At 70.3% G+C, this 23,255-nt stretch carries 14 protein-coding genes and 1 pseudogene; 8 read left to right on the top strand and 7 right to left on the bottom strand.

Annotated features, from left to right (window positions below; genetic code table 11):
- Nucleotides 1-548 precede the first annotated feature (548 nt).
- Nucleotides 549-1,958, top strand: coding sequence for a dihydrolipoyl dehydrogenase family protein (locus tag DDQ41_RS22400; RefSeq protein WP_109296089.1), 1,410 nt, complete (start codon nt 549-551; stop codon nt 1,956-1,958).
- Here the strand turns inward: DDQ41_RS22400 and DDQ41_RS33085 are convergent.
- The 3 genes from DDQ41_RS33085 to DDQ41_RS22385 form a co-directional block, all read right to left on the bottom strand.
- Nucleotides 1,886-2,668 carry a transposase domain-containing protein gene (locus DDQ41_RS33085; protein WP_109296088.1) on the bottom strand — a complete coding sequence of 261 codons (783 nt, stop codon included), beginning with the start codon at nt 2,666-2,668 and terminating at the stop codon, nt 1,886-1,888. The genes DDQ41_RS22400 and DDQ41_RS33085 overlap by 73 nt on opposite strands.
- A 348-nt stretch (nt 2,669-3,016) precedes the next feature.
- A complete protein-coding gene (locus tag DDQ41_RS22390) occupies nt 3,017-9,433 on the bottom strand; it encodes an RHS repeat domain-containing protein (RefSeq protein WP_262508542.1) in 6,417 nt (2,138 codons plus the stop codon).
- 111 nt (nt 9,434-9,544) lie between these two features.
- Nucleotides 9,545-13,342 carry a LamG domain-containing protein gene (locus DDQ41_RS22385; protein ID WP_109296087.1) on the bottom strand — a complete coding sequence of 1,266 codons (3,798 nt, stop codon included), beginning with the start codon at nt 13,340-13,342 and terminating at the stop codon, nt 9,545-9,547.
- Nucleotides 13,343-13,705: 363 nt separating this feature from the next.
- Here DDQ41_RS22385 and DDQ41_RS32625 point away from each other — a divergent pair.
- The 3 genes and pseudogenes from DDQ41_RS32625 to DDQ41_RS22375 form a co-directional block, all read left to right on the top strand.
- Nucleotides 13,706-13,864 (top strand): annotated as a pseudogene (locus DDQ41_RS32625) (Uma2 family endonuclease); the annotation flags it as partial.
- A gap of 187 nt (nt 13,865-14,051) precedes the next feature.
- Complete coding sequence (locus DDQ41_RS31415; RefSeq protein WP_147317690.1) at nt 14,052-14,303, top strand: hypothetical protein; 252 nt, start codon at nt 14,052-14,054, stop codon at nt 14,301-14,303.
- Complete coding sequence (locus DDQ41_RS22375) at nt 14,300-14,689, top strand: PIN domain-containing protein (protein ID WP_109296086.1); 390 nt, start codon at nt 14,300-14,302, stop codon at nt 14,687-14,689. The genes DDQ41_RS31415 and DDQ41_RS22375 overlap by 4 nt, the downstream gene beginning before the upstream one ends.
- Nucleotides 14,690-14,836: 147 nt before the next feature.
- Here DDQ41_RS22375 and ychF read toward each other — a convergent pair whose 3' ends face one another.
- On the bottom strand, nt 14,837-15,946 hold the full coding sequence (ychF, locus tag DDQ41_RS22370; protein ID WP_109296085.1) for a redox-regulated ATPase YchF: 1,110 nt from the start codon (nt 15,944-15,946) through the stop codon (nt 14,837-14,839).
- Between the two features lie 182 nt (nt 15,947-16,128).
- Here ychF and DDQ41_RS22365 point away from each other — a divergent pair, with 182 nt between their 5' ends.
- Entirely contained in the window at nt 16,129-16,770 is a 642-nt protein-coding gene (locus DDQ41_RS22365; protein ID WP_109296084.1) for a DUF6542 domain-containing protein, read from the top strand.
- Between the two features lie 63 nt (nt 16,771-16,833).
- Here DDQ41_RS22365 and ppgK read toward each other — a convergent pair whose 3' ends face one another.
- Both ppgK and DDQ41_RS22355 read right to left on the bottom strand, forming a co-directional pair.
- Nucleotides 16,834-17,574 carry a polyphosphate--glucose phosphotransferase gene (ppgK, locus tag DDQ41_RS22360; protein ID WP_109296083.1) on the bottom strand — a complete coding sequence of 247 codons (741 nt, stop codon included), beginning with the start codon at nt 17,572-17,574 and terminating at the stop codon, nt 16,834-16,836.
- A gap of 138 nt (nt 17,575-17,712) precedes the next feature.
- Entirely contained in the window at nt 17,713-18,693 is a 981-nt protein-coding gene (locus DDQ41_RS22355; RefSeq protein WP_109297884.1) for a 4-hydroxy-3-methylbut-2-enyl diphosphate reductase, read from the bottom strand.
- Nucleotides 18,694-19,368: 675 nt separating this feature from the next.
- Between DDQ41_RS22355 and xseA the strand changes: the two genes are divergently transcribed.
- The 3 genes from xseA (at nt 19,369) to DDQ41_RS22335 (ending at nt 22,265) form a co-directional block, all read left to right on the top strand.
- Nucleotides 19,369-20,580, top strand: coding sequence for an exodeoxyribonuclease VII large subunit (xseA, locus tag DDQ41_RS22345; protein ID WP_109296081.1), 1,212 nt, complete (start codon nt 19,369-19,371; stop codon nt 20,578-20,580).
- A 343-nt stretch (nt 20,581-20,923) separates the two neighbouring features.
- A complete protein-coding gene (locus DDQ41_RS22340; RefSeq protein ID WP_109296080.1) occupies nt 20,924-21,244 on the top strand; it encodes an exodeoxyribonuclease VII small subunit in 321 nt (106 codons plus the stop codon).
- Between the two features lie 430 nt (nt 21,245-21,674).
- Nucleotides 21,675-22,265: a malonic semialdehyde reductase gene (locus DDQ41_RS22335; RefSeq protein ID WP_109296079.1), complete on the top strand. Its 591-nt coding sequence runs from the start codon at nt 21,675-21,677 to the stop codon at nt 22,263-22,265.
- Nucleotides 22,266-22,674: 409 nt separating this feature from the next.
- Here the strand turns inward: DDQ41_RS22335 and DDQ41_RS22330 are convergent, their stop codons facing one another.
- Nucleotides 22,675-23,238, bottom strand: a complete 564-nt coding sequence (locus DDQ41_RS22330; RefSeq protein WP_109296078.1) for a DUF4245 domain-containing protein — start codon at nt 23,236-23,238, stop codon at nt 22,675-22,677.
- Between the last annotated feature and the right edge of the window lie 17 nt (nt 23,239-23,255).

Genomic DNA, 23,255 nt, shown 5'->3' with positions numbered 1-23,255 from the left:
TCTCTCCCTCGTCGCTTCCCGCCGGATCCACGGCGGCAGCGGGTCGACGGGCCCGCCGACCCGCTGCCTTGTGCCTTGTGCCTTGTGCCCGCTGCCGCTGCCGCTGCCGCTGCCGCTGCCGCTGCCGCCGGGAACCCTGCCGGGTTGGCCCCGCATTCCGCGTCCGGCCCTCCGCTTCGGTGGGGATGTTCCCGCGCGGCGTTCCCGGACCCTCCCGTCCGACCGCGCTCCCGGCCGAACGGCCCTCCCGAACGGCCCTCCCGAAGGACTTCCTGCCGTACGGCCCCTCCCGTCCGGCCCTGCCGAACATGTCCACCCGAAGGACAGCCCCAAGGGCAAACCCGATGAAAACCTCCCAAAGATTCACTAACAACCCGAACATCCCGAACACCCTGAACACCCCGAGCACCCCCGAGGACGTTCCCAGGACGTATGCGAAGGCCGTCGCCGTACGGGATCGTGCACGGCAGACGGGAAGGCTCCGGCCGTGGCGCCGGGTTTCCCTCACGTCCCGGGAGCGTGCGCCTAGCGAAAAGAGCCCGAACAGCATGAGTACGTACGATCTGGTGGTCATCGGCGGCGGCAGCGCCGGGCTGACCGCGGCCCGCACCGCCGGGCGCTTCGGCGCCCGCACCCTGCTCGTCGAGCGGGACCGGCTGGGCGGCGACTGCCTGTGGACCGGGTGTGTGCCGAGCAAGGCCCTGCTCCATGTGGCCGCCGACGTCCAGGCGGCCCGCCGCGCCTCCGCCTACGGGCTCCCGCCGGTGCCGGACCGGGCCGATCTCGCTGCGGCCATGGGCGAGGTGAAGCGTGCGATCGGCGCGATCGAGCCGCATGACTCGCCCGAGGCGCTCGCCCGGCTCGGCGTCGAGGTGGCGTACGGTGCGGCGGCCTTCACCGGCCCGCGTTCCCTGGCGGCGGGCGACCGGGAGGTCTCCTTCCGGTACGCGGTGATCGCCACGGGCTCCTCGCCTGCCCTGGCGCCGGTTCCGGGTCTGGCGGAGGCCGGGCCGCTGACCAGCGACACCGTGTGGGAGCTGTCCGGGCTCCCGCACCGGCTGGTGGTGCTGGGCGGCGGGCCCATCGGCTGCGAACTCGGCCAGGCGTTCGCCCGCCTCGGCTCACAGGTCACGCTCGTGGAGGCGATGGACCGGCTGGTGCCCCGTGAGGAACCACGCGCCTCCCAGGTGTTGCGGGAGCGCCTGGAGGCCGAGGGCGTGACCGTGCTGACCGGCTACCGGGCGGAGAGGGTCGACGCGGGGGCAGTCCACGGGCCCGGCGGTGCGATCCCGTATGACGCGCTGCTCGCCGTCACGGGCCGGCGCGCCAACACCCGGACGCTCGCCCTGGACGCGGCCGGGGTGGAACTGACCGCGGCGGGCCATGTCCGCACCGACCGCCGGCTGCGCACCGGCAACCATCGGATCTACGCCGCCGGAGACGTCACCGGCCGATCCGCCTTCACCCATCTGGGGGGCACACAGGGCGGTGCGGCCGCCACCGACGCGCTCCTCGGGGTCCGCCGCCCCGTCGACTACCGCGCGGTGCCCTGGGTGACGTACACCGACCCGGAGATCGCCCGCGTCGGCCTGACCGCCGACGAGGCATGGGAGAGGTACGGCGACACGGCACGCGTGCACACCCTGGGCAACGACCGGCTGGACCGGGCGGTCGCCGACGGCCGCACCGAGGGCTTCACCACCCTGGTGCTGGGGCCGCGCGGGAAGATCGTCGGGGCCACGGTGGTGTCGCCGCGCGCCGGGGAGACCATCGCCCATCTGGCGGCCGCGGTGCGCCGGGGCTGGACCCCGTCCGACTACGCCCGCACCGTGCACCCCTACCCCGGCTACGCCGACGGCCCCTGGCACACGGCGCTCACCGACGTCTACGACCGCCTGGCCCGCGGCAGCGGCGCGATCGGCGCCCTGCTGAAACTCCGCAGAGGGGTGCGCCGCTGACGAGGCGGGCGCCGGGCCGCGACCGGCCCGCCACCCCACCGGTCGCGATCCACGCACCGACGGCCGGGCCGAAGCATCCCCGGCGGAGCGGTCCCGCCCGCCAGGAGTCGGGGCGGTCTCCTTCCGGCTGCCGCCGTGGGCCCGCACGAGCGTCGCCCCGGGTGTTCGGGGCGGCGCTCCTGGAGCAGGGTGTTGACGGGCGTGCAGGTCACTGCGCCTTCCGACCTCGGCCGGTGCCAAGATCCTGGCCTGTGGGAACGGGCCCGGCGCGGCGGCGTTGCCCGGCCAGCCGAAGTACGCGTCGTTGGCGGGGGTGTCGGGCAGGTCGACCAAGGTGCCGTCCACGGGCGCAAGCCGCCGTCTCCCGGCCCAGGCCCCGGGGTGAGGATCTCCGCGACCGGCTCGGCCAGTCGCTCGTACAAATCCGCGAGTACTCCGGGCTCCAGCCGCCGACGGACCTTGGTGATCCCGCCCGAGGTCGGGGTCTGCCAGTCGGCCTCCCAGCCACCCAGGCCCCCGAGCCGGTCCGTGAGCTGAGCCATCACCTGCTCGTAGTCGTCACCGGACCACAGCCCCAGCGCAAGCGCGAAGTACACCATCACGTGTGCAGGCAGTTTGGAACCCCGTCGTCTGGGCTGCTTACTGTGCGCGGCGACGACCTCGTCCACCGCCTCTCTGGGCAGCTCCGAGGCCAGCACCCCCAATGACATGAACTCCTGCAGCCAAGCCGATGACACCCCGTCAATACTTATGGACACAGGGCAACTTTACGCAAGAACTGACGCCGGCAGCATGACAGAAAACACACAGATGACCTTAAGGTAAGTGACACTGGGCCAGCGTCAGGGATACACGATGTAAAGCACCAGGAAAACCAAACCGCTGGCGAACATCCCAGCCCTGAGTGGCCCTAGGGACGGTTTATCCCTTCGCTGACACAGCTCGACCACCATCACTGCGCAAACGACCCCAATCATGACACCGAAGGAGAAATCAACGGCCCGATTCATTCATTTCCCTCCAACCAATAAGACCCGTCGTTTTCGTTCACCAGACACTCACATGTAGTACCGATAGAATTCATCCTCACGTTTCGCCGCTTCCCGCTCCGCCACCCTCGCCGCTTCCCGCTCTGCACGTCGAACAAGAACACCCCTTACCGTAGCCACAAGAGGGGCACCCTGAGCAAGCCCCATCGCGGCTCCAGCAGCCCCCTGCCCCATGTAGGAGAACGCCTGGTCCGTGTCCGTGGATCCGGGATTCTTGTACTGCCATGCTCCAGCACCCACAACTGCGCCAGCAATAACGGCACACACACCTGCCCCGGCAATACTTGCAACGGCGATCGCACAGCCCACACCAGCAGCTGCACCAAGGAGAAAGGTCTCGTGATCCTTTATCCATTTCTTCGCTGACTTCGCAGTATTCTGGGCCATTTCTCCGAACCAACCCCAGAAGCCTCGTTCCGCCTGCGTCCGCTCCGCGCTCTCTCGGGCCCGCCGCTCCGCGTCAGCCTGACCTTGGAGGCGCTGGGCACGGCCATGATCAGCGTCCCATTGGGCCTGGGTGTAGACGTGGTTGGGGCCGTAGGAATTGCGCCCCTGGTGGCCGTAGACGTTGTAGCGGCCTTTACTTGAGTCGGCAAGGGTCTTCTTCTTCTGGCCTGGAGAATAGGGTACGTAAGATCCGGAGTTTCCGGGGCTTCCTGGATTTCCTCCGGAGACAGCGGTGTTGGGTCGTTTGGGTGGTTTGTATTCGCCATAGGTTCCGTTGCTGCCAGAGCAGTTGACGGGGTAGCAGCTTTCCAGGCCGGTCGGGTCGCTGGCGGTCTTGGGGTTTTGGTTGGCGTAGCTGTAGCCGTTCAGCGAGCCGGGCTGGCCGAGGCTGAGCAGCGGGTCGGCGCTGAGGAACTGGCCGATGGCGGAGTCGTATTGACGGGCGCCGATGTGGGTGAGCCCGGTGGTCTTGTCGTCGGTCTTGCCGAGGAAACCCTTGTCGTCGGGCCAGGTGGTGCCGGTGGGGGTGCCGCGTTCTGCGCCGAAGGGGGTGGAGTACCGCTTGCCGAAGGTCTGGGCGCTGTCGGTGGAGATGGCCAGGTTCCGGGTGCCGTGGTGGTCGCCGGTGAGGTAGGTGAGCTTGTTGGTGCCGCTTGCGTTGGTTCGGACGGCGACGGTGAGGTCGCCTGCGGTGTAGTGGCGCTGGGCCCAGGTGGTGCCGTTGGCGCGGAGGTGGAGTTCGGTGGCTCCGGCGTACAGGATCCGCTCGCCGCCCGCTGTCGCGCGGATCAACAGGGTGCCGTCGGCGTCGTAGAGGTAGTCGGTGGACTTGCCGGATTCGGTGAGCTTGGCGAGTTTGCCCTCTTCGGACCAGGCGAGGTCCTGGTTCCCGGTCTTGCCGGGGCGTTTGGTGGTGTTGCCGGTGGCGTCGTAGCCGTAGGCCCGCTCGGGGTTGGTGCAGTCGGCCTTGGTGCTGGTGCCGGTGAGGGTGTGGGGCTGGTTGCCCTGGTAGCAGTAGGTGGTCTTGGTGTCACCGCCGGTCTTGTGGATCGTCTCCTCGGTGCGCTGGCCGGCCTGGTTGTAGGTGTAGCTGGTCCAGTAGGGCGCGGGGCCGGACAGGCTGGACGCGTTGCGGGCGTCGCTGCACTTGTGTGAGGCGGGGGTCCAGGCCTCGGACAGGCGGCGGTGCCCGTCGTAGGTGAAGCACTGGGTCTCGGCCGAAGACGTGCCCCCGAGAGTGGTCGGGTCGGCGATCGAGGTGACGTTGCCGGCCTCGTCGAAGGTGTAGTTCAGGTCCTGCAGCATGTACGGGTGGGTCTGGTCCGTGACATGGCTGCGAGTCAGACGGCCGGTTCCCTCCTCGTACGTGTTGGTGACGTAGGTCTTCTTGTGTCCCGCGACGCTGGCCGTGCCGAGGGTGAGCTGCTGGGCCTGGCCGAGAGCGGAGTAGTCCACGTCGAGCAGGTATCCGGTGGAGCCGCCGATGGAGGTGACGTTGCCCAGGTTGTCGTACCCGTATCCGATGATCTCCGATTCCAGGCCGCCCATGGCCGGCTCTTTGCTGTTCTGCAGGGTGCCGTCGATGTTGTAGTAGCTGGAGTACTCCAGCGTCGCCGGGGCGCCTGCCTTCACCAGCGGGTCGTCGGCCGGGAGCTGGAGCGTGGATCCCACCGGCCGGGACAGACTGTCGTAGGCGGTGACGGTCTTGGCGTATGCCTGGCCGGTCTTGCCGCCGACGTAGCGGGTGGCGGTGACGGGGAGGCCCTTGAGCAGGGTGTCGTAGGTGTGGGCGGTGAGCTTGTTGGCGTCGGTCTTCGTGCCGGACCAGGTACCGATCGGTCGGCCGAGCTCGTCGTAGTCGGTCAGGACCGATTTGCCGCGCGAGTCGGTGGACTTGACGGCCTGGTCAAGTGCATTGAAGACAGTGGTCGCCGTGCCCTTGTCCGGGTCGTCCGCGCTGGTCTGGCGGCCGAACAGGTCGTAGCCGTAAGTCCACTTGGCGCCGTCCGGGCCGGTGATGGAGGTCTGCTTACCGTCCAACGTGTGGGCGAACTTCGTGGACGTGTACGAGGCGCCCAGGCCGGAGCCGTACTGGGTGTCGGCGGGGTCGGCGCCCGCGTATTCGCGGGTCTCGACGGTCTGGCCGCGGGCGTCGGTGATGGTCCGGGTGGCGCTGCCGCCCTGGAGCGCGGTGGTAGCGGTGGAGTCGCCGGTGTAGCCGGTGGGGGTGGACCACTTCTTGACGCCGTACACGTACAGCGTGTTCGTGGTGGCCCGTCCCACTCCGTCGAAGACGGTCCCGGTCTGGGTGGGCGCCTCCCCGTGCTCGGCGCGGGTGTAGGTGCCGTTCGGGGTGGAGGTGGTGTCGAAGATGTCGGCGTACGTCTCATACGCCAGGCCGCGGGAGTCGTAGCGGGTGTCGGTCAGCAGCCGGCCGCCCTGCGGGGTCGGTGACTGGGTCTGCAGCGGCCGCAGCAGGGAGTCGGCGATCGCGTAGCTGGTGTTGTAGGTGGTGCCGTCCTTCTTCAGCGTGGAGGTCGACACCCAGGACTGCCCGGTGTTGCTGAGGTGGTAGGCGAACTTGCTGTTGGCGCTGTAGCCGGCGGCCTTGTTCCGGTTGGGCAGCCACACCTCGGTCAGGCGGCCGAGAGCGTCGTGTACCAGCTCGGTCTTCTTCAGGTTCGCGTCGTAGACACGCTCCGGCAACCCGCGCCGGTGGTCAAGGAAGTTGACCTTCCTGAAGCCCTTGGGGTCGGTGACGATCGTCTTGGTCAGCGGCCCGGCCTCGGCCGGTGTGTAGGCGGTGCTGGTCGCCTTCCCGTCAGCGTTGGCTACGGACAGCAGGCGGCCCAGCACGTCGTACGCGGTGGTGCCGGTCTTCTGCCAAGTCACTGCCCCCGTGGCACCGTATGCCTCGGCACGGCCGGTCCACGTCGCCAGGCCCTTGGTCGGCTTCATCGTCGGCGACCAGGTGGTGGCGCCGTCGTAGGCGGTGGCCGTGTCGGAGAGTACGTCGCCGCGGCGGGAGGAGTCCGCGGGCAGGTCCAGCCCGCTGTCGGCCACGCCGCACGCCTTGCCCACCACCCGTGTGCGGGAAACGAGTGTGGTCAGCCCTGCGGTGTCGTTGCGGGCGTACCAGGTGTTCGTGCAGGTCTCGTCGCCGGTCTTGGCGTCGTCGCCGCGGTCTTCGACCGTGGACGGCATGCCGTAGTCGTCGTAGCCGGTGGTGACCGTGCGGGCGCGCCAGGACTTCGGGACCGTCAGATAGGTGTAGGTGGTGGTCGACTTGGTGCGGACGAACCGGGCGACGTGGTCGCCGGCATCGGGTACGCCGGTCTGGCGTGCGGTCTCCTTCGACCACGGCTCGTAAGCCTCGGCGCTGATGGCGGTGGCGCCGTCGTAGGTGACCTTCTCCCGCAGTTGGCCGGCGTACTGGTTGCTGTCCTGGATGGTCGACATGCCGAGACTCGGGGCCGACAGAGGTGCCAGGGAGACGCTCTTGGTGGTGCCATCCTTCTTCTTGTCCCCGTGCATGCCCTGCAGGTAGAGGGAGACGGTCTTGGAGCGGGTGGTGTCCTTCGCGCCGGAGTACGCCGTCACCTGGCGGTAGCCGCGCCAGTCGGACCAGGTCCGCTCGTCCTTCGGTGTGAAGGGGTCGTCGCTGTGGTGCCAGGCCGCGCCGGCGTATTCGTATGCGTGCTCGACGGTGTCGTTCTGCCCGGCCGGGTCGGAGACCGTGACGGCGAGGACCCGGTATTTGTGGAACCAGTCCACCGAGGCGTTCTCGGCGCCGTTGATGTTCCAGTACTGCGGGTAGCAGTTGCGGGTGTTGGTGTCCTCGGCCGCGCCGGTGACCTCGCCGCGCACGCACTCCGGCGCGGAGAGAGTCACCGTGGTGATCGCTCCGGTCTCCGAGGTGACGGTGGAGATGCGGGGCCTGGTGAGCGGCAGGATGTCGTCGGTGGCATCGACCCGGTTGGGCCGCATCTGGTAGGTGAACGAGATCGGGTTCAGTGCGATGTCCGTCGCGGCTGTCTTTCCGGTCTGCTTGAGGGACTGGAGGGTCAGGACGTGGTCGCTGGTGTCGCCGATGTCGCCGCCGTCCAGGTACTTCTGGGTCAGGGCCCAGGAGTCCACCGGCTCGAACGTGCTGCCGGCAGCGGACCAGGAGTAGGTGTTCACTGCGGTGAGGCGTTTGCGGGAGAAGAACGACGGCGCGGACCCCAGGCACTCGTCGTCCCCGTTGGAGCAGATCGCGTCGAACGGAACGTCAGGCCAGTTGTCCGAGGTCTTCTCGGTCAGCGAGGTGCAGTCCGCCGCGGTGCACCGCTCGGCGTATCCGAACGTGACCTTCGCGTCGGCGTCGTCGGTGAAGAGCGCGCCCTTGCGCAGACCGTACGTGATCTCCTTCAGATAGCCGCCGCGGTCGTAGGAGGCATTGGCGGTGGCGGACTTGTTCTTCTTGTAGTAATTGGTCTCCTTGGCGTACCAGTAGGTGGAGGCGTTGCCGTGAACGTCCTCGACATAGTCGAGATTCCAGCGCCATGCCTGGTCCAGTGACCGGCCGGAGAAGCTGGTGCCCTTCGAGTAACCCGGTTCGCCGGAATCGTCACCGAAGACCGGCGTCGTCCAAGTGGAGTTGGTGCGCTGAGTGGTGGCGCCGTCGAGCTTGTCCCGTCCGAAGACGTACCTGGTGCCGTTGCCGGTGATGACGGTCCAATACTCGCCGTCGTCGTCACCGTTGTCGGCGCCCGTGGAGCGGACCACCTTGGAGGCGTCGTCCCCTTCCAGCCGCCAGGTGCCGTCGCCGTCCTTCACCAGCCGGGAGGACTTGCCGTTGAGGACCAGCCGGGCGTTGTCGTACTTCCAGCAGCGATCGAAGACGTCCTTGTGGCCGTCGTCATCACAGGAGCCGTAGGTGCGCTCGATGTAGGACTCGGTCAGGGAGAAGCCCTCACCGACCGAGGTTCCCTGGTTGTTGGTGCTCGCGGTACGGCCGTCGATGCTGCCCGAGTCGTAGGAGAGCGACAGCGTCGGCACAGGGCCGGCGGCCGCGGGCGGCATGGTGAAGTCGTAGCTCCAGGTGAACGCGCCCGAATTGCCGCCGGCCTGCCAGGCGGAGGACTCCGACAACGGCGTCGCCGAGTAGTCGCCCGTGCCCGAAGGAGACTCACCGGATCCGGAACCGGTCGCCGTCACGGCCAGAACCGTCGCCGCGCCCGTGGCCGCGAAGGCGAGCTGCGTCGAGACACCGCCTGCGCTCTCGGGCAGCGTCACCTGGGCTGAGACCGACTGTCCACGGACGTCGTTCTGCGACTTCAGCGGGGTCTGCTTGCGGCAGGCGGGCTTCTGCGGCGTGGTCAGGGCACACGCGGGAAGCTGCACCAACCGCAGACGCTGCGCCCAGCCGCCGCCCAGCTTGGAGGCGAAGCCGGAGTAGTCGACGGTGAGGTCGGCCTCACCCGCGGCATCAGCGTCTGCGGTCAGCACGACACCCGTGACGCCGGCCTTCTGCGCGGCCTTCTGGTCCAGGACCGTGATCCGGGCTTCGGACGGCGCGGGCGCCGTCGTCCCGGCCCGCTTGCCGGGCGCCACCGTCACCGAGACCGGAACGCCGCCCGGACCGGCCTTGCCCGCCTTGCCGCGGGTGAGCTTGACGGTCGCCTTGCCCTGCCGGGGCCAAGTGCCCTTCTGTTCCGCCAGAGCGCGCCGGGCCTGCGCGGCGTTGGCCTTCCTGTCCCTTGCGACCCTCTCGCGAGCCTCCTTCGCCCCCAGCGAGTCGACCGGCCTGACCTTGCTGACCCGCTGTTCGGGGAGTTCGGGCCGGCCCAGACCACCCGCGGCGTTCACGGTCGGCGCGGCCGCCGCCACGCCCAGAGGGGCGATCAGCGCCAAGGCCAGGGAATGGATCAGCAGCTGTCTTCGACCTCGACGCGCACTGCGAGGAGTCCTGCTTGTAGTGCCTATGCCAACAGCCATCGGTTCCGCCCCACCCGTCCGGAAGTGCAAGGTCCACAAAAGGTCGTCGCTGCGGCCGCTCGCGGCCGCGGAGCAGGCAGCAGCCACGCGCTGCTGCCCGCACTCGGTCCGTCAGTCGCCCACGCGCGTCTCGATCTGCTCCGGGCTGGCCATCGCACCCGCCCACAGTCGTACTTCCGCGATCCGGGCAGGCAGGTAGTGCTTCCAGCCGCCCGAGGTGAAGCCCTTGCCGATCGCGAAGTCACCCGAACCGGTCTTGGCCGTGAACACCTGCGCATCGCCGGTCTGGTTGTGGCCCAGATGGAGACTGATCGTTCCCGCCTGGGCGTCATGGAGCCCGGTCAGACGCACCAGCCCGTCCAGTTCAGCGACCTCGTCGGAGACGACCGAGGAGAAGGTGCCGTCGGCGTTGAGCCGCCCGAAATGCCACTTGCCGACCGGCACGGTGCGGTCTTCGAGTGTCTCCTCGTCCAGCACGGTGTCCTTACCGGTCAGCTGGTACCAGAAGCCCCAGGCAGAGCCGTCCGCCGTGCGCTGGCCGAGGACCTGCCCGGTGTAGCCCACGTCGTTCTTCGCGAGCGCGGCCCCGTCCAGGGCGGCCAGCGTAGTGACGGTGAAGGATCCCGTGTCGTCCACGAGCGGGCCGGTCGCCGTGGCGGCGTCATCCACGCCGTCGAGCACGATCTCACCGTCCTTGATGGCCGCCCCTCCGGACAGGGAGAGCGCCCTGCCGTAGCCGGAGGTCGTGTCGGCGACCGTGGTGCCCGAGGCACCGGCGGCGGACCAGTCCGCGATCAGCTCCGCCCCCGCGAAGCCCTCCGACGTCAGGAGCCTCGCCTCGTCGGCGACCTCCGCGTCGCTCAGCTTCCGCTGCCAGGCTGCCACCTCGTCGATCGAACCGTCGAAGGCCCAGTAGCGCTTACCCGCCCACAGGTAGCGGCCCATGTTGAACGGGCCTGTCGAGGACCAGGAGCCAGGAACGGTACGCGTACTTTGCAGCACACCGTTGACATAGAAGCGGAGTTCCTGGGTGGCCGGGTCGTAGCTGCCGGCGAGATGCGTCCAGGCATTGACGGTAGCCGGGACCTTCGCCTGCACACCGAAGTAAGCCTGCCCGTTGTCCTCGTCCTTCTCCTTCACGCCGAACACCCAGGTGTCGTAGGACTTCTCGTACCAGAGGAGGAGTGAACTGTAGTTCGCGCCGTCTTGGGAGAGGACGATCCCGTCTTGGGCGTTACTTCCCAGCCGGGCCCACGCGGAGACCGTATAGGCCGACCGGGTCTCCAGCACGGGCCCACTCGTGGCGGCGTACGCGCCGCTGCCGTCCAGCATGAGTCCCCGGTCGGTCACCGGCGTCTCCAACGGGACGCCGTCGGCGTCGTGCGTGAGCAGTCCGCGGCGGCCTCGGTCGTCGCGGACCGCGGTACCGGCGAGCGTGGCGTCATGACGGCTCGCCCCGCCGGCCGTGGCCGAGTCGACGGCCGGACCGCCGGCCTCGTCGAAGTGCCAGCGTCCGACCGGCCCCTCACCCGCGGCGACCAGGAAGTCGACGACCTGCTGGGCTCCCCAGCGACCCACCTCGTCCTTCGCCCGCGCATACAGCCGAAACGTCCCCGAGCGGTCAGGGGTGATCGCCGCCTGCCACCCGATCACGTAGCCCGAGGTAGGAGGAGCGACCTCGCACACGAAGACCGGTGTACCGGACTTGCAGACCTTCTCGGCGTCGCTCCAGGCCGCGCCGTCGGTGAGGCGGTACTGGTAGGCGACGTTCGTGGTGTCCCCGTCGGCCGGGCGGAAGGTGAACGTGCCCCGCTTGCCGGGGCCGCCTCCCGAGGCGCACGCGTTGGGCGTGCACTCGGTGTACGGGCTGCCGACCGTGATCTCGGGGGCCTTCGGCGCGGTGGGGTCGACGGTGAAGTAGCACGGCGTGGTGTAGCCGGTGTTGAGCCGGTTCGAGCCGTCCTCGTAGTACGACAGGGTCAGCGCCTTCAGCCGGTACTTCGTCCCCTCGGACAGGGTCGGCAGGCTCCTGGACTGCTTGACCAGGTTCCCGACGTACCCGGAGGTGGGGCTGTCGACATCCGTGTGGGCCGTCACCCAGGACGATCCGTTCCACCGGTCCGTGCGCCACCGGATCCGCAGGTTCGCCCCCGGTGAGCCGCCCACGGCGGTCTTCGGCTTGCCCGTCACCAGCGGAGTCGGGTCGGAGACGACGGCCGGGTCGTTCTCGTTCGTCGAGCACACCAGGCCCGATCCGGCGACCAGCCCGACCTCCGCGGGAAGCGCCGGCAGCCCCACGTACTTCACCGAGAGCACCGCGTCGTTCTTGAACCGCTTCCACGCCGATGTGTCCGACTCGTCATGCGCGCGGATCTCCAGGGTCAGCCGGGAGAACTTGCCCGCCGCGAAGCTCCTGACCGTCGGAGTGAGGTTCTCATCCGACTCGGCCGGGTTGTCGTTGAACTCGATCGGCGCGTCCGGGGAGTCCGGATCGCACAGCGAACCCCGCCCAGCGGACACATGCCGATCGCCCATCAGGTCCAGCCTCCCGGGACGGGACGCCCAGGTGGTGGAGGAGGAGATGTTGTTCGTACGCACCAGATCGACCCAGCGCGGATCGCACTGGAACGCCCACGGCTCGGTCACCCGGAACGTCGCGTCCAGCACGTTCTTGCCCTTGAGGTTCTCCGGGGAGAACTCGAAGTACAGCCGCTGCACATAGCCCGGTCCGCAGTAGTACCCGCCCCACGTACCGCACTTGCCGACGCCCTTGCCCAGGCCGTCGTCCCCGTTGGACCAGTTGTAGGACTCATAGCCATCGCTGCGCAGCAGCGTCCGCTCCGACTCCCCCCACGTCACCGTCGGGTCGATGAACAGCGGGAACGCCGACGCCGGAGTCTTGGTCAGCATGTCCGGGTCGGGCACCACCGTCAGGGCGTCCTTGCCCAACTGCACGTCCATCCTGACGACCTTGTCGCCCTGACCGGGCTCCAGCCCCTTCCCGGACTCGGCGACCTCCGCCTCGTCCGCGGGTGAATCGGACTGCTTCATGGAAGCGACCGGACCGGCCCCTGCCGCCCCAAGCAGTGCGGACTTCCGCTGCGGGGTCGCCGGCTGTGCTGCTTTCGCCTTTCCGGCCGAGTCCCACATCTGTGCCGGCGGAGCGCGGAAGACGGTCCTGCCGTCCGCGTCGACCGCGGCCAGACTGCCCGCCAGGCCCTTGCGGACCGACAACCCTCGAGACGTGAGCCCGAAGGTCAGCTTCTTCAGCCTCGGGTCGGCCGCTGCCTCAGGCGTCTTGACGACGAGCACATGCTGGAAACTCTCCGGTGTCGCCGTGACCTTCAGGTCCACATCCGGCAGCACCTCCCGGTACAGCGCGCTCGCCCCGTCCAACTCCGGCGACGGAAGCTGCCCGGGCCAGGCCAGCGCCAACGACCGGCCCGCATCGGCGATCGACACCAGCGGACTCTTGTCCCCACCACCGGAAAGCACCATCTGCACTGCTGCCGCCTTCGGCGCCACCGACCCGTCCTGACGCCGAATCAGCGTGGCGTCCGGCGCCTGCCATCCTCCGCCGGGCTCGGCCACCCGCACCGGGACCGCCGACTCCTCCAGAGTGAACGTGAAGCCGTCCGGGTTGGCGTACACGGTCGAACGCTCCGACCGCTCACCGGCAACCTCGACGCGCTCCCCCGACTCCTCGGCCTCGGCAAGCGCCGTCCGCCCCTCGCCCTGCTGTGCGCTTCCGCCCCCGGGCGACGCGGCCCGCGCGTCCCAGGTGGAGCCTTCAGCCGCCCGGGCAACGGGCACCGTGAGCACCGTCGCGGCCAACAGCGCGGAAACCGCGACCGCGGCAGCACCGACCAACTGTCTCCGGGCGCACCGAGGCGCCCTCCCCGTTCCCATATCCCCCACCCCGTGGTCACCGGCTGGTCACAGCGGGGGTCGAGTCAACGTCACCCGTGTGCTTCCGTCAAGGTTCGACGGATCCGCTCACCCTGGGGCACCAACCGGCCTTGATGACAGGGAGCAACGGCCGAACCGAAGATCAGCGGCACACCCGCCCACCGTCCGCCCGGCATGCCCACTTCATCCGGAGCCGTGAACCACGTACCGGAGCCCGTCTATCCGATTCGATCACTCGCCATGAGCGAACCGGGCGGAGCACCGGTGATGCACGTCACATAAAGATCGTATGAGGTTCCCCCCACCCCGCCCCTCCGGTCGCACCCCCTTCCCCCGCCCCAACGTGCCACACCCGCGGCCCCGTGGTGCATCGAGGACGAGGGCGGCCTCCCCGTCGTCCACGCCTATGAACTCGACGGACCGACCGGCGTCTACGCGCCTGCCGGCATCTTCCGGGGCACCCTGAAGCGCCCTGTGCCTTTCGAGATCAGCCTGGATCTCGACAAGCTCAGCCCGCCACGGGCCAACTGGAATCCGGCACCAGTCAGCACGGGAACACAGAAGGGGCCGGGCTCGCTCGAACTCAACCCCTGCCGAGGTGCCTGCTCGACGAAGCACACAGCGCACCCCTCGGCCCCTGACCGAGGAGGCGCAAGCAGCGACGCCACATCACCCCCCGGGCGGGTATACCCGATGTATTCTGTCCGGCATGGCACACACAACGATCAAGGTCGAGAGCAGCATCCGGGACCGGCTGGCGATCCTGGCCGCCGAGAAGAACACCACGATCGCGGGGCTCGTCGGCGAATTCGCCACCCACACCCTCACGCAGAGCGAGCGGGACGAGCAGGTCGCGAAGACCCTCGAAGTCCTGCACGCGCTCTCCGGCTACGCCCCGGACCCCGAGCAGGATCGCACAGCGGACGATGAGCTCACGCGCCGGCTCGGCAGCGCCGCGTGAACCCTGTCGCCCCCGTCGACGTAGTCCTCGACGGCAGCGCGCTGCTCGCTCTGGGCTCAGGCAACGTCCTGGCCTCCCGCCTTCTGTACCAGGCCGCTGGGACCGGGGCCTGGCGCGTCCACGTCGCGTTGGCCGCACTCGCTGAAGCGGACCGGATACGCACCGGACTCGCCAGCCACCTCGGCATGCTCGACCAGGTGGTTTTCCATCCGCTCGATCTCGCCGCAGTCCTGGCCGCCTCGGGCCACGAGCGGTCTCTGGGCTGGTGCCACACCCACCATGTGGCCATGCCCGGCCCCGAGCGCCTGGATGGGGCACGCGTCGCCACCGTCCAGCCCAAGGCCTGGGACGGGGCCGAAGTCCGGGTGCTCGACCTCACTCCCTGAGCGATCCGCCCGGTTCGGGGCGGACCTCACCGGTGGATGTGATCCCAGCGCTCTCCCAAGTGCACGCAATCAACCGGGTGGTTGACATCTGTTTTCTGATTCGCGAACCATGAATCGTGGTGCCGGCCTGCGGCGCCGGTTCGGCGGCTACTTCTTGCCACTCCCAGACGTTCCTCCGTGCCGGAACTCCACCACGTCCCCGTCCTGCATCACGTAGTCCTTGCCCTCCATGCGCGCCTTGCCCTTGGCGCGGGCCTCGGCGACCGAGCCGGTGTCGACGAGGTCGGCGAAGGAGATCACCTCGGCCTTGATGAAGCCCTTCTGGAAGTCGGTGTGGATCACACCGGCCGCCTCGGGAGCCGTCGCACCCTTCTTGATGGTCCAGGCGCGCGACTCCTTGGGGCCCGCCGTGAGGTAGGTCTGGAGGCCGAGGGTGTCGAAGCCGACGCGGGCGAGGGTCGTCAGGCCGGGCTCCTCCGCGCCGACGGACTGGAGGAGTTCCAGGGCGTCCTCCTCGTCGAGTTCGGCGAGGTCCGCCTCCAGCTTGGCGTTGAGGAAGATCGCCTCGGCCGGGGCGACCAGCGCGCGCTGCTCGTCCTTGAACGCGTCGTCGGTCAACTCGTCCTCGTCGACGTTGAAGACGTAGAGGAACGGCTTGGTGGTCAGCAGGTGCAGGTCGTGCAGCAGCTCGGCGTTCTCCGAGCCCTGGACGATGCCGTGGGAGAAGAGGGTGTCGCCCTTCTCCAGGATGTCCCTGGCCGCCTCGACCGCCGCGACCTTCGGGGCCACGTCCTTCTTGATCCGCGACTCCTTCTGGAGCCGCGGCAGGACCTTCTCGATGGTCTGGAGGTCGGCCAGGATCAGCTCGGTGTTGATCGTCTCGATGTCGTCCCGGGGGGAGACCCTGCCGTCGACATGAACGACGTTCTCGTCCTCGAAGGCCCGGATGACCTGGCAGATCGCGTCGGACTCGCGGATGTTCGCCAGGAACTTGTTGCCCAGGCCCTCACCCTCGCTGGCGCCGCGGACGATGCCCGCGATGTCGACGAAGTCCACCGTCGCCGGAAGGACCCGCTGGGAGCCGAAGATCTCGGCCAGCCTGCCGAGCCGGTCGTCGGGGACGCCGACGACGCCCACATTGGGCTCGATGGTGGCGAACGGGTAGTTGGCCGCCAGCACGTCGTTCTTGGTCAGGGCGTTGAACAGGGTCGACTTGCCGACATTCGGCAGACCGACGATTCCGATCGTGAGCGACACGTTGGCGACTTCCTGGAGTGAGGACCGGCTGGTTGCCGGGCCCGGGGGTGGGCCGATCCCCCAGTTTACGGGCGGGCCGCCGGAGTACGTCACGCGTGCGACGCCTCGAACTCCCGACCAAGCTCCCCCAAAGGGCGTGTCCTGTGACGTGCTGATCGCACATCGCGACCTACGTTGGTCACGTGGAGCAGCAAAGGACTGGTACCCCCTCGAGGCAGCCGCGGCCGCAGGCCCCTCTCTCGCAGCAGGCCCCCCTCTCCAAGGGCGCTCTCATCGAGGGCGCCTCGGTCCAGCGGGTCGCGGCCCGGCCCGGTGGACCCGGGCAGCCGGACACCCCCCAGCGGACCGGGAAGCGGCCCGCGCGCCAGGGTCCTCCGATGGTGGCCGCCCTGCGCAGACTGCCCAACCCGCGGCTGACCGGACTGGGCGCCGGGCTGTTCGCCTGCACCCTGATGCTGGTGATCGGCTCAGTCGACCAGCTCCTGTTCGACGGCTCCGCCGTCGTCTACGGGGTGCTGTTCCTGCCGGTCAGCGCTCTGACCGGGTTCTGGGTACGCAGCGCCGACCTGGTCACCGCACCGATCAGCGTGCCGATCGCGTTCGCCGTGGGGCTGGTACCGATCACCGGCGGTTCGGCGGGGACCGGCGGGCCCGGGGGCATCGGTGTCGAGGTCATGGCCGTCGTCACCGCGCTGGCCGTGCAGGCGGGCTGGCTGTACGGGGGCACGCTGGTCGCCGGGCTGATCGCGACCGTGCGGAAGATCCGGCTGATGGCGGCCCGGCGCCGTGCCCGCCGGCCCTCCGGGCCGCCGCGCCGCGTCTGAGGGGAGGTCCCCGTCAGCGGTGCGACGGCGCCTCCCCCGCGTCCGCGTGCCCGGCGGGGCGGCTCAGCCGTGCCGGGCCGCCGTCATGGCCGCTCCGACGATTCCCGCGTTGTTCCGCAGCTGGGCCGGGACGATCTCCGCCCGGATGTGATGGAGCAGCGGAACGAACTTGTCCGCCTTGCGGCTGACCCCGCCGCCGAGGATGAACAGTTCGGGCGAGAACAGCATCTCCAGGTGGGCCAGGTACTTCTGGACCCGGCGGGCCCAGTGCTCCCAGCTCAGCCCCTCGTCCTCCTTGGCCTTGGTCGATGCCCGCTTCTCGGCCTCGTGGCCGTGCAGCTCCAGATGGCCGAGTTCCGTGTTCGGCACCAGGCTGCCGTCCATGAAGAGCGCGCTGCCGATACCCGTGCCCAGGGTCAGCAGCATCACCGTGCCCTTGCGGCCCTTGCCGGCCCCGAAGGTCATCTCGGCCACTCCCGCGGCGTCAGCGTCGTTCAGCACGGTCACCGGGACGCCGAGCCGCTCGCGCAGCAGTTCGGCGGCGTCGACGTCGATCCAGTTCTTGTCGACGTTGGCGGCCGTACGGATGACCGAGCCGGTGACCACTCCGGGGAAGGTGACCCCGACGGGGCCCGACCAGCCGAAGTGCCGCACCACCTCCGCGACGCAGTCGGCCACCGGCTCGGGCCCGGCCGGGTGCGGGGTGAGTACCTTGTGACGGGGTTCGGCGAGTTCGCCGCGGTCCAGGTCCACGGGGGCGCCCTTGATCCCCGATCCGCCGATGTCCACTCCGAAGACGTTCATGGGCACAACGTTACGAGGAAGATCTGACCGCCACTCCCCGACGGCGGGGCCCGCGCCGGACTTCCCTCCCCCGGCCGCCCGCGCCCCTCCGGACCGCGGCGAGCCGACCGGGCCGGGGGGGCGGGGCGGCGCGGCGCGTCAGTCGTCGACGAGTGACGACGCCTCGGCCCGCAGGTCCCGGCGGAGTTCCTTGGGCAGCGAGAACGTGATCGACTCCTCGGCCGCCTTCACGATCTCGACGTCCTCGAACCCGCGCTGCGACAGCCACTCGAGGACCTCGTCGACCAGCACCTCCGGCACCGACGCACCCGACGTGAGGCCCACGGTGGAGACGCCCTCCAGCCAGGCCTCGTCGATCTCGCGGGCGTAGTCCACGAGGTGGGCGTCGCGGGCGCCCGCTCCCAGGGCGACCTCGACGAGCCGCTTGGAGTTGGAGGAGTTCTGCGAGCCGACGACGATGACCAGGTCCGCCTCGGCACCCATCTGCTTCACCGCGATCTGGCGGTTCTGCGTGGCGTAGCAGATGTCGTCGCTCGGCGGGGAGACCAGCAGCGGGAACTTGGTCTTCAGCCGGTCCACGGTCTCCATCGTCTCGTCGACGGACAGCGTGGTCTGGGACAGCCAGACGACCCTGGACGGGTCACGGACCTCGACCTTGTCCACGTCGTCGGGACCGTCCACCAGGGTGATGTGCTCCGGGGCCTCGCCGGTGGTGCCGATGACCTCCTCATGGCCCTCGTGGCCGATGAGGAGGATGTCGAAGTCGTCCTTCGCGTACCGCACGGCCTCCTTGTGGACCTTCGTGACCAGGGGGCAGGTCGCGTCGATGGTGGCCAGCTTCCGCTCGGCGGCCTCCTCGTGGACGACCGGGGCCACGCCGTGCGCCGAGAACATGACGATGGACCCCTCGGGCACCTCCTCCGTCGTCTCGACGAAGATCGCGCCCTTCTTCTCCAGGGTCTGCACCACGTACTTGTTGTGGACGATCTCGTGGCGGACGTAGATCGGCGCGCCGTACTGCTCGAGGGCCTTCTCCACGGCGATCACGGCACGGTCCACGCCCGCGCAGTAGCCACGGGGTGCGGCGAGGAGGACGCGGCGGGCGTTCGTTGCAGTCATGCCCCCATCGTAAGGGCGCCCCGGACGGGCGAACGATCGCCCACGGGGCTGATCCGGGTGCGGATCCCGCGGCCGCGCGTGGTCGTTGGGTCCCTCGGCGCCGCCGAGCTTCCGCGTCACGCGGATCCCGCGGCCGCGCGTGGTCGTTCCTCCGTCCTCCACGTCGCCGGTGATGCGGGTGGCCGCGGCCACGTGCGCGCGTGGTCGTTCCCGGGCCCAACTGGCGGACGTGCTCAGGTCACCCCGCGGCCACGTGCGCGCGTGGTCGTTCCCCTCGCGGGCGGGGCGTGCCGGACGGAAGGCCTCAGGTCGACAGGCGACGCGGGCGCGGGAGCCGGTGCAGGCACGGGAGCCGGTGCAGGCGCGGGAGCCGGTGCGGGCGCGGGAGCCGGTGCGGGCGCGGGAGCCGGTGCAGGCACGGGAGCCGGTGCGGGCCAATGCTCCGGGTCGGTGGCTACGGCCGGCGGTCCCGACGCCGGATCTCCGCGAGCGGCTCGGCGCAGGGCGGAGCGGGGATGCGCGGGGCGGTGCCGCCCCGGGCGGGGCGGCCCGGTGCGGGGCGGCCCGGTGCGGGGCGGGGCGGGGATGGCTGCCCGACGCGGTACGGCCCGGTGCGGGGCGGGGAGCGGTGCCGCAGGGCCGGTCGTGTCATAGGCGGCCGTTACGCTCGCGGGCATGGGTCTCACTACGTCAGCCGAAGCCCCCCTGCCCGTGGGCGAGGTGTCACGGCTCATCGGAGGGTGGATCGACCGGCTGGGCGCGGTCTGGGTCGAGGGGCAGATCACCCAGCTGTCCCGCCGTCCCGGCGCCGGGGTGGTCTTCCTGACCCTGCGCGATCCCGCGTACGACATCTCGGTGAGCGTCACCTGCTACCGGCAGGTGTTCGACGCGGTCGCGGATGCCGTGGCCGAGGGCGCGCGCGTGGTCGTCCACGCCAAGCCCGAGTGGTACGCCCCGCGCGGGCAGCTCTCGCTCCGGGCCGCCGAGATAAGGCCCGTCGGCATCGGTGAGCTGCTGGCGCGGCTGGAGCGCCTGAAGCGGTCGCTCGGCGCCGAGGGCCTGTTCGCGCCGGACCGCAAGAAGCCCCTGCCGTTCCTGCCTCAACTGGTCGGCCTGGTCTGCGGGCGGGCCTCCGCCGCCGAGCGGGACGTCCTGGAGAACGCGCGGAGGCGGTGGCCCGCCGTCCGGTTCGAGGTGCGCAACGCAGCCGTCCAGGGGGTGCGCGCGGTGCCGCAGGTGATCCAGGCGGTGCAGGAGCTGGACGAGCACCCGGGCGTGGACGTGATCATCGTGGCGCGCGGCGGGGGCAGCGTGGAGGACCTGCTGCCGTTCTCCGACGAGCAGCTGGTGCGCGCGGTCGCCGACTGCCGCACTCCGGTGGTGTCCGCCATCGGGCACGAGCCCGACTCCCCGCTGCTCGATCTGGTGGCCGATCTGCGGGCCTCGACACCGACGGACGCCGCGAAGAAGGTCGTGCCCGACGTCGGCGAGGAGCTGGACCGGGTGCGGACGCTGCGGGACCGTGCCCTGAGGACGGTCCGCGGCCTGCTGGAGCGCGAGGAGCGGGGACTGCAGCACTGCCTGCACCGGCGTGTCATGGAGCATCCGCATCGGATGGTGGAGGACCGCGAGCAGGAGACGGACGCCCTGGCGGCCCGGGGCCGCCGGGTTCTGGGGCATCTGCTGGACCGCGCTGACTCCGAGCTGTCCCACACCCGCGCGCGCGTCGTCGCGCTGTCGCCCGCGGCGACGCTGGAGCGGGGGTACGCGGTGCTGCAACGCGAGGACGGCACGGTGGTGCGCGCGGCCCGAGAGGTGTCGGCGGACGAGCAACTGCGGGCGCGGGTCGCGGAGGGCGGGTTCCGGGTACGGGTGTCGGGTGACTGAGCGGCCCGCGTCGGCTTTCCGGGCGGCTGAGCGGCTGGGCGGCTGGGCGGTCGCCTGCCGGGCGGCTGAGCGGCAGGCGGGGCCACGGCTCGCGGCCCCGTGCGGCCGGCCTCTACGGGCACGGCCGGACGGCGGCATCGGCGACGGCGGCACCGGCGGGCTCCGGTTCCGCGTCCGGCGATCTCAGCCCGTCGGGGGCGTCGCCCGGTGCGCGCCGGCAGCGCAGGGCCGGAGGACGTCCGAGCGGCGGAGCCGACGGGGTTTCCCGGCCGGCACGGCGAGGGCGCCTGCCTGGCCGGATCGATACGGCAGTGCTTGCCGGGTGGGGAACTAGGGTGGAGACATGACGGCCAGGACCGACAAGGGCACACTCGGCTACGAACAGGCGAGGGACGAGTTGATCGACGTCGTGCGCCGGCTGGAGGCGGGCGGCACGACGCTGGAGGAGTCCCTGGCGCTGTGGGAGCGCGGCGAGGAACTGGCCAAGGTGTGCCGCCGCTGGCTCGACGGCGCCCGCGCACGGCTGGACGCGGCGCTGACGGAGCGGGACGAGCCCGGGGGCCAGGGTGCTCCGGGCGCTGCCAGGACGACCGCGGACAGCGGCAGCGGCAGCGACGGTGTGAGCGGGGACGTCGGCGGGGGCGAGGCCGGACCGGGCCGCTGAGGCAGCCGGGCCTTCGGATGTCAGGCCTTCGGATGTCAGCCCATCGAGCGCCAGGCCATCGGACGCCGGGCCACGGGGGAAGCACGGACGGGGCCGGGTGCGAAGCCTGAGCGGGCAGGCCGCAGTGGCACCGCACCACCGGCCGGCGGACGGCCGGACGCATGGGGCGGCATCGGGCCGACACCGGGCCGACACCGGGCCGGCGGTGCGGGCGACCACGCCGAGGCCGCCCGCACCGCCGGGGACGACGGTTCCGGATACCCAGGAGCAGAGCGGGGCATAACCGCGCAGCCAATTTAGTTGAACCTTGAGCTATTGAAAGTTGCGTGACTTGACTCACCCGGAGTCCGATTTAGTTGAATCTTCACCTATCTCGGTCGTACGGTGAGCCATCGGCCCGACCCCCCAGCCCATCCGGAAGGCAAGCACCATGTCCCTCGTTCTCGACCGCACCGCCCAGGACCTCCTCTTCCGGGAGGCCCACACCGCCAACACCTTCACCGACGAGCCGGTGACCGAGGAGCAGGTGCAGGCGGTCTACGACCTGGTCAAGTACGGGCCCACGGCCTTCAACCAGTCCCCGCTGCGCGTCGTCCTGGTGCGCTCCGCCGAGGCCCGTGAACGTCTGGTGCGGCACATGGCCGAAGGCAACCGCCCCAAGACGTCCACCGCTCCGCTGGTGGCGATCCTCGCCGCCGACAACGAGTTCCACCAGGAGCTGCCCGCGCTGTTCCCGCACTACCCGCAGGCGAAGGACGCCTTCTTCGCCGAGCGCCCGGTCCGTGAGCAGTCCGCCGCGCTGAACGCCGCGCTCCAGGCCGCGTACTTCATCATCGGGGTCCGCGCAGCCGGTCTGGCCGCCGGCCCCATGACGGGCTTCGACTCCGCCGGTGTGAAGAAGGAGTTCCTGGACGACGACCACACCCCGCTGATGGTGGTCAACATCGGCAGGCCGGGCGAGCACGCCTGGTTCCCGCGGTCGCCGCGGTTGCCGTTCGACGACGTGGTCACCACCGTCTGAGCACCCCTCCGCGCCTCCACACGCCCCTCCGCACCGCGCGCCGCCCCTCCACACACCCCTCCGCACCGCGCGCCGCCACGCCGCACGCATCTCCGCACCGCGCGCCGCCACGCCGTTGCCGCGGTGGAAGCGCCGCCCGCCGCCGGGGCCACCGCGGCACACGGGCCGCCGCACCGTCCGGTGCGGCGGCTTCGCCGCGCTCAGGGGTTCGGGCGGCCCCGAACGCGGCGAAGCCGCGGCAACAGGTGCGCGCTCCGGAGCCGGGCCTGCCCGGCGGGCCGATCAGGCCGGCGTGCGGGTCGACGGCGTCCGGCCCTGCGTCCGGCCCTGCGTCCGGCACGGGCCCGGCACGGCGTCCGGCCCTGCGTCCGGCACGGCGTCCGGCCCTGCGTCCGGCACGGGGCCCGGGTCAGGAGGAGGCGGCGGCGGACGGCACCGGCGACGGCGTGGCGCCGGACTCCGACTCCAGCGCCGCGGCCATCTGCGCGAGCCGCTCGTACGAGGCCGTCCCCGTCACCACCGTCGTCGAGCCCTGGTCGGTGCGGACCAGAGCGTCGTACTTCGGGCCCTCCCAGCGCTGCCAGCTCTCTCCGCCGACCGACTGGGTGGTGTCGGTCGGGGCCGCCTGCTGAGTGACCCTCGGGACGTACTGCCGCGGCGCCTCCGTGGACTGCTCGACCGCCACGTACTGCCCGTCCGGGTCCAGGAAGCCGAGGTGCCAGGCGTGGCCGTCCTCGCGCCGGAAGGTGACCGAGGTCGGCTTCCAGTCGGCGGGCAGCCCCGCGGGGGCCGCCACCGGATAGGGTGCCGCCCGGCGGGCCGTCACCAGTTCCACCCTGTAGTCGACGGGCTGGATCGGGTCCAGGGAGTCGTCGTGCGGGATGAAGAGGTAGATGACGCCTGCGAACGCGCAGATGACCGCCATCGACTGGATCATTCCGCGCACTGTCTGGTTGCCACGCTTGCCTGCCACCGCACTATCGTCGCATC

Source organism: Streptomyces spongiicola (assembly GCF_003122365.1).
Classification (GTDB): Bacteria; Actinomycetota; Actinomycetes; order Streptomycetales; family Streptomycetaceae; genus Streptomyces; species Streptomyces spongiicola.
The sequence above is the reverse complement of the archived record's forward strand: the minus strand, read 5'-3'. Positions and strand labels throughout refer to the sequence as shown.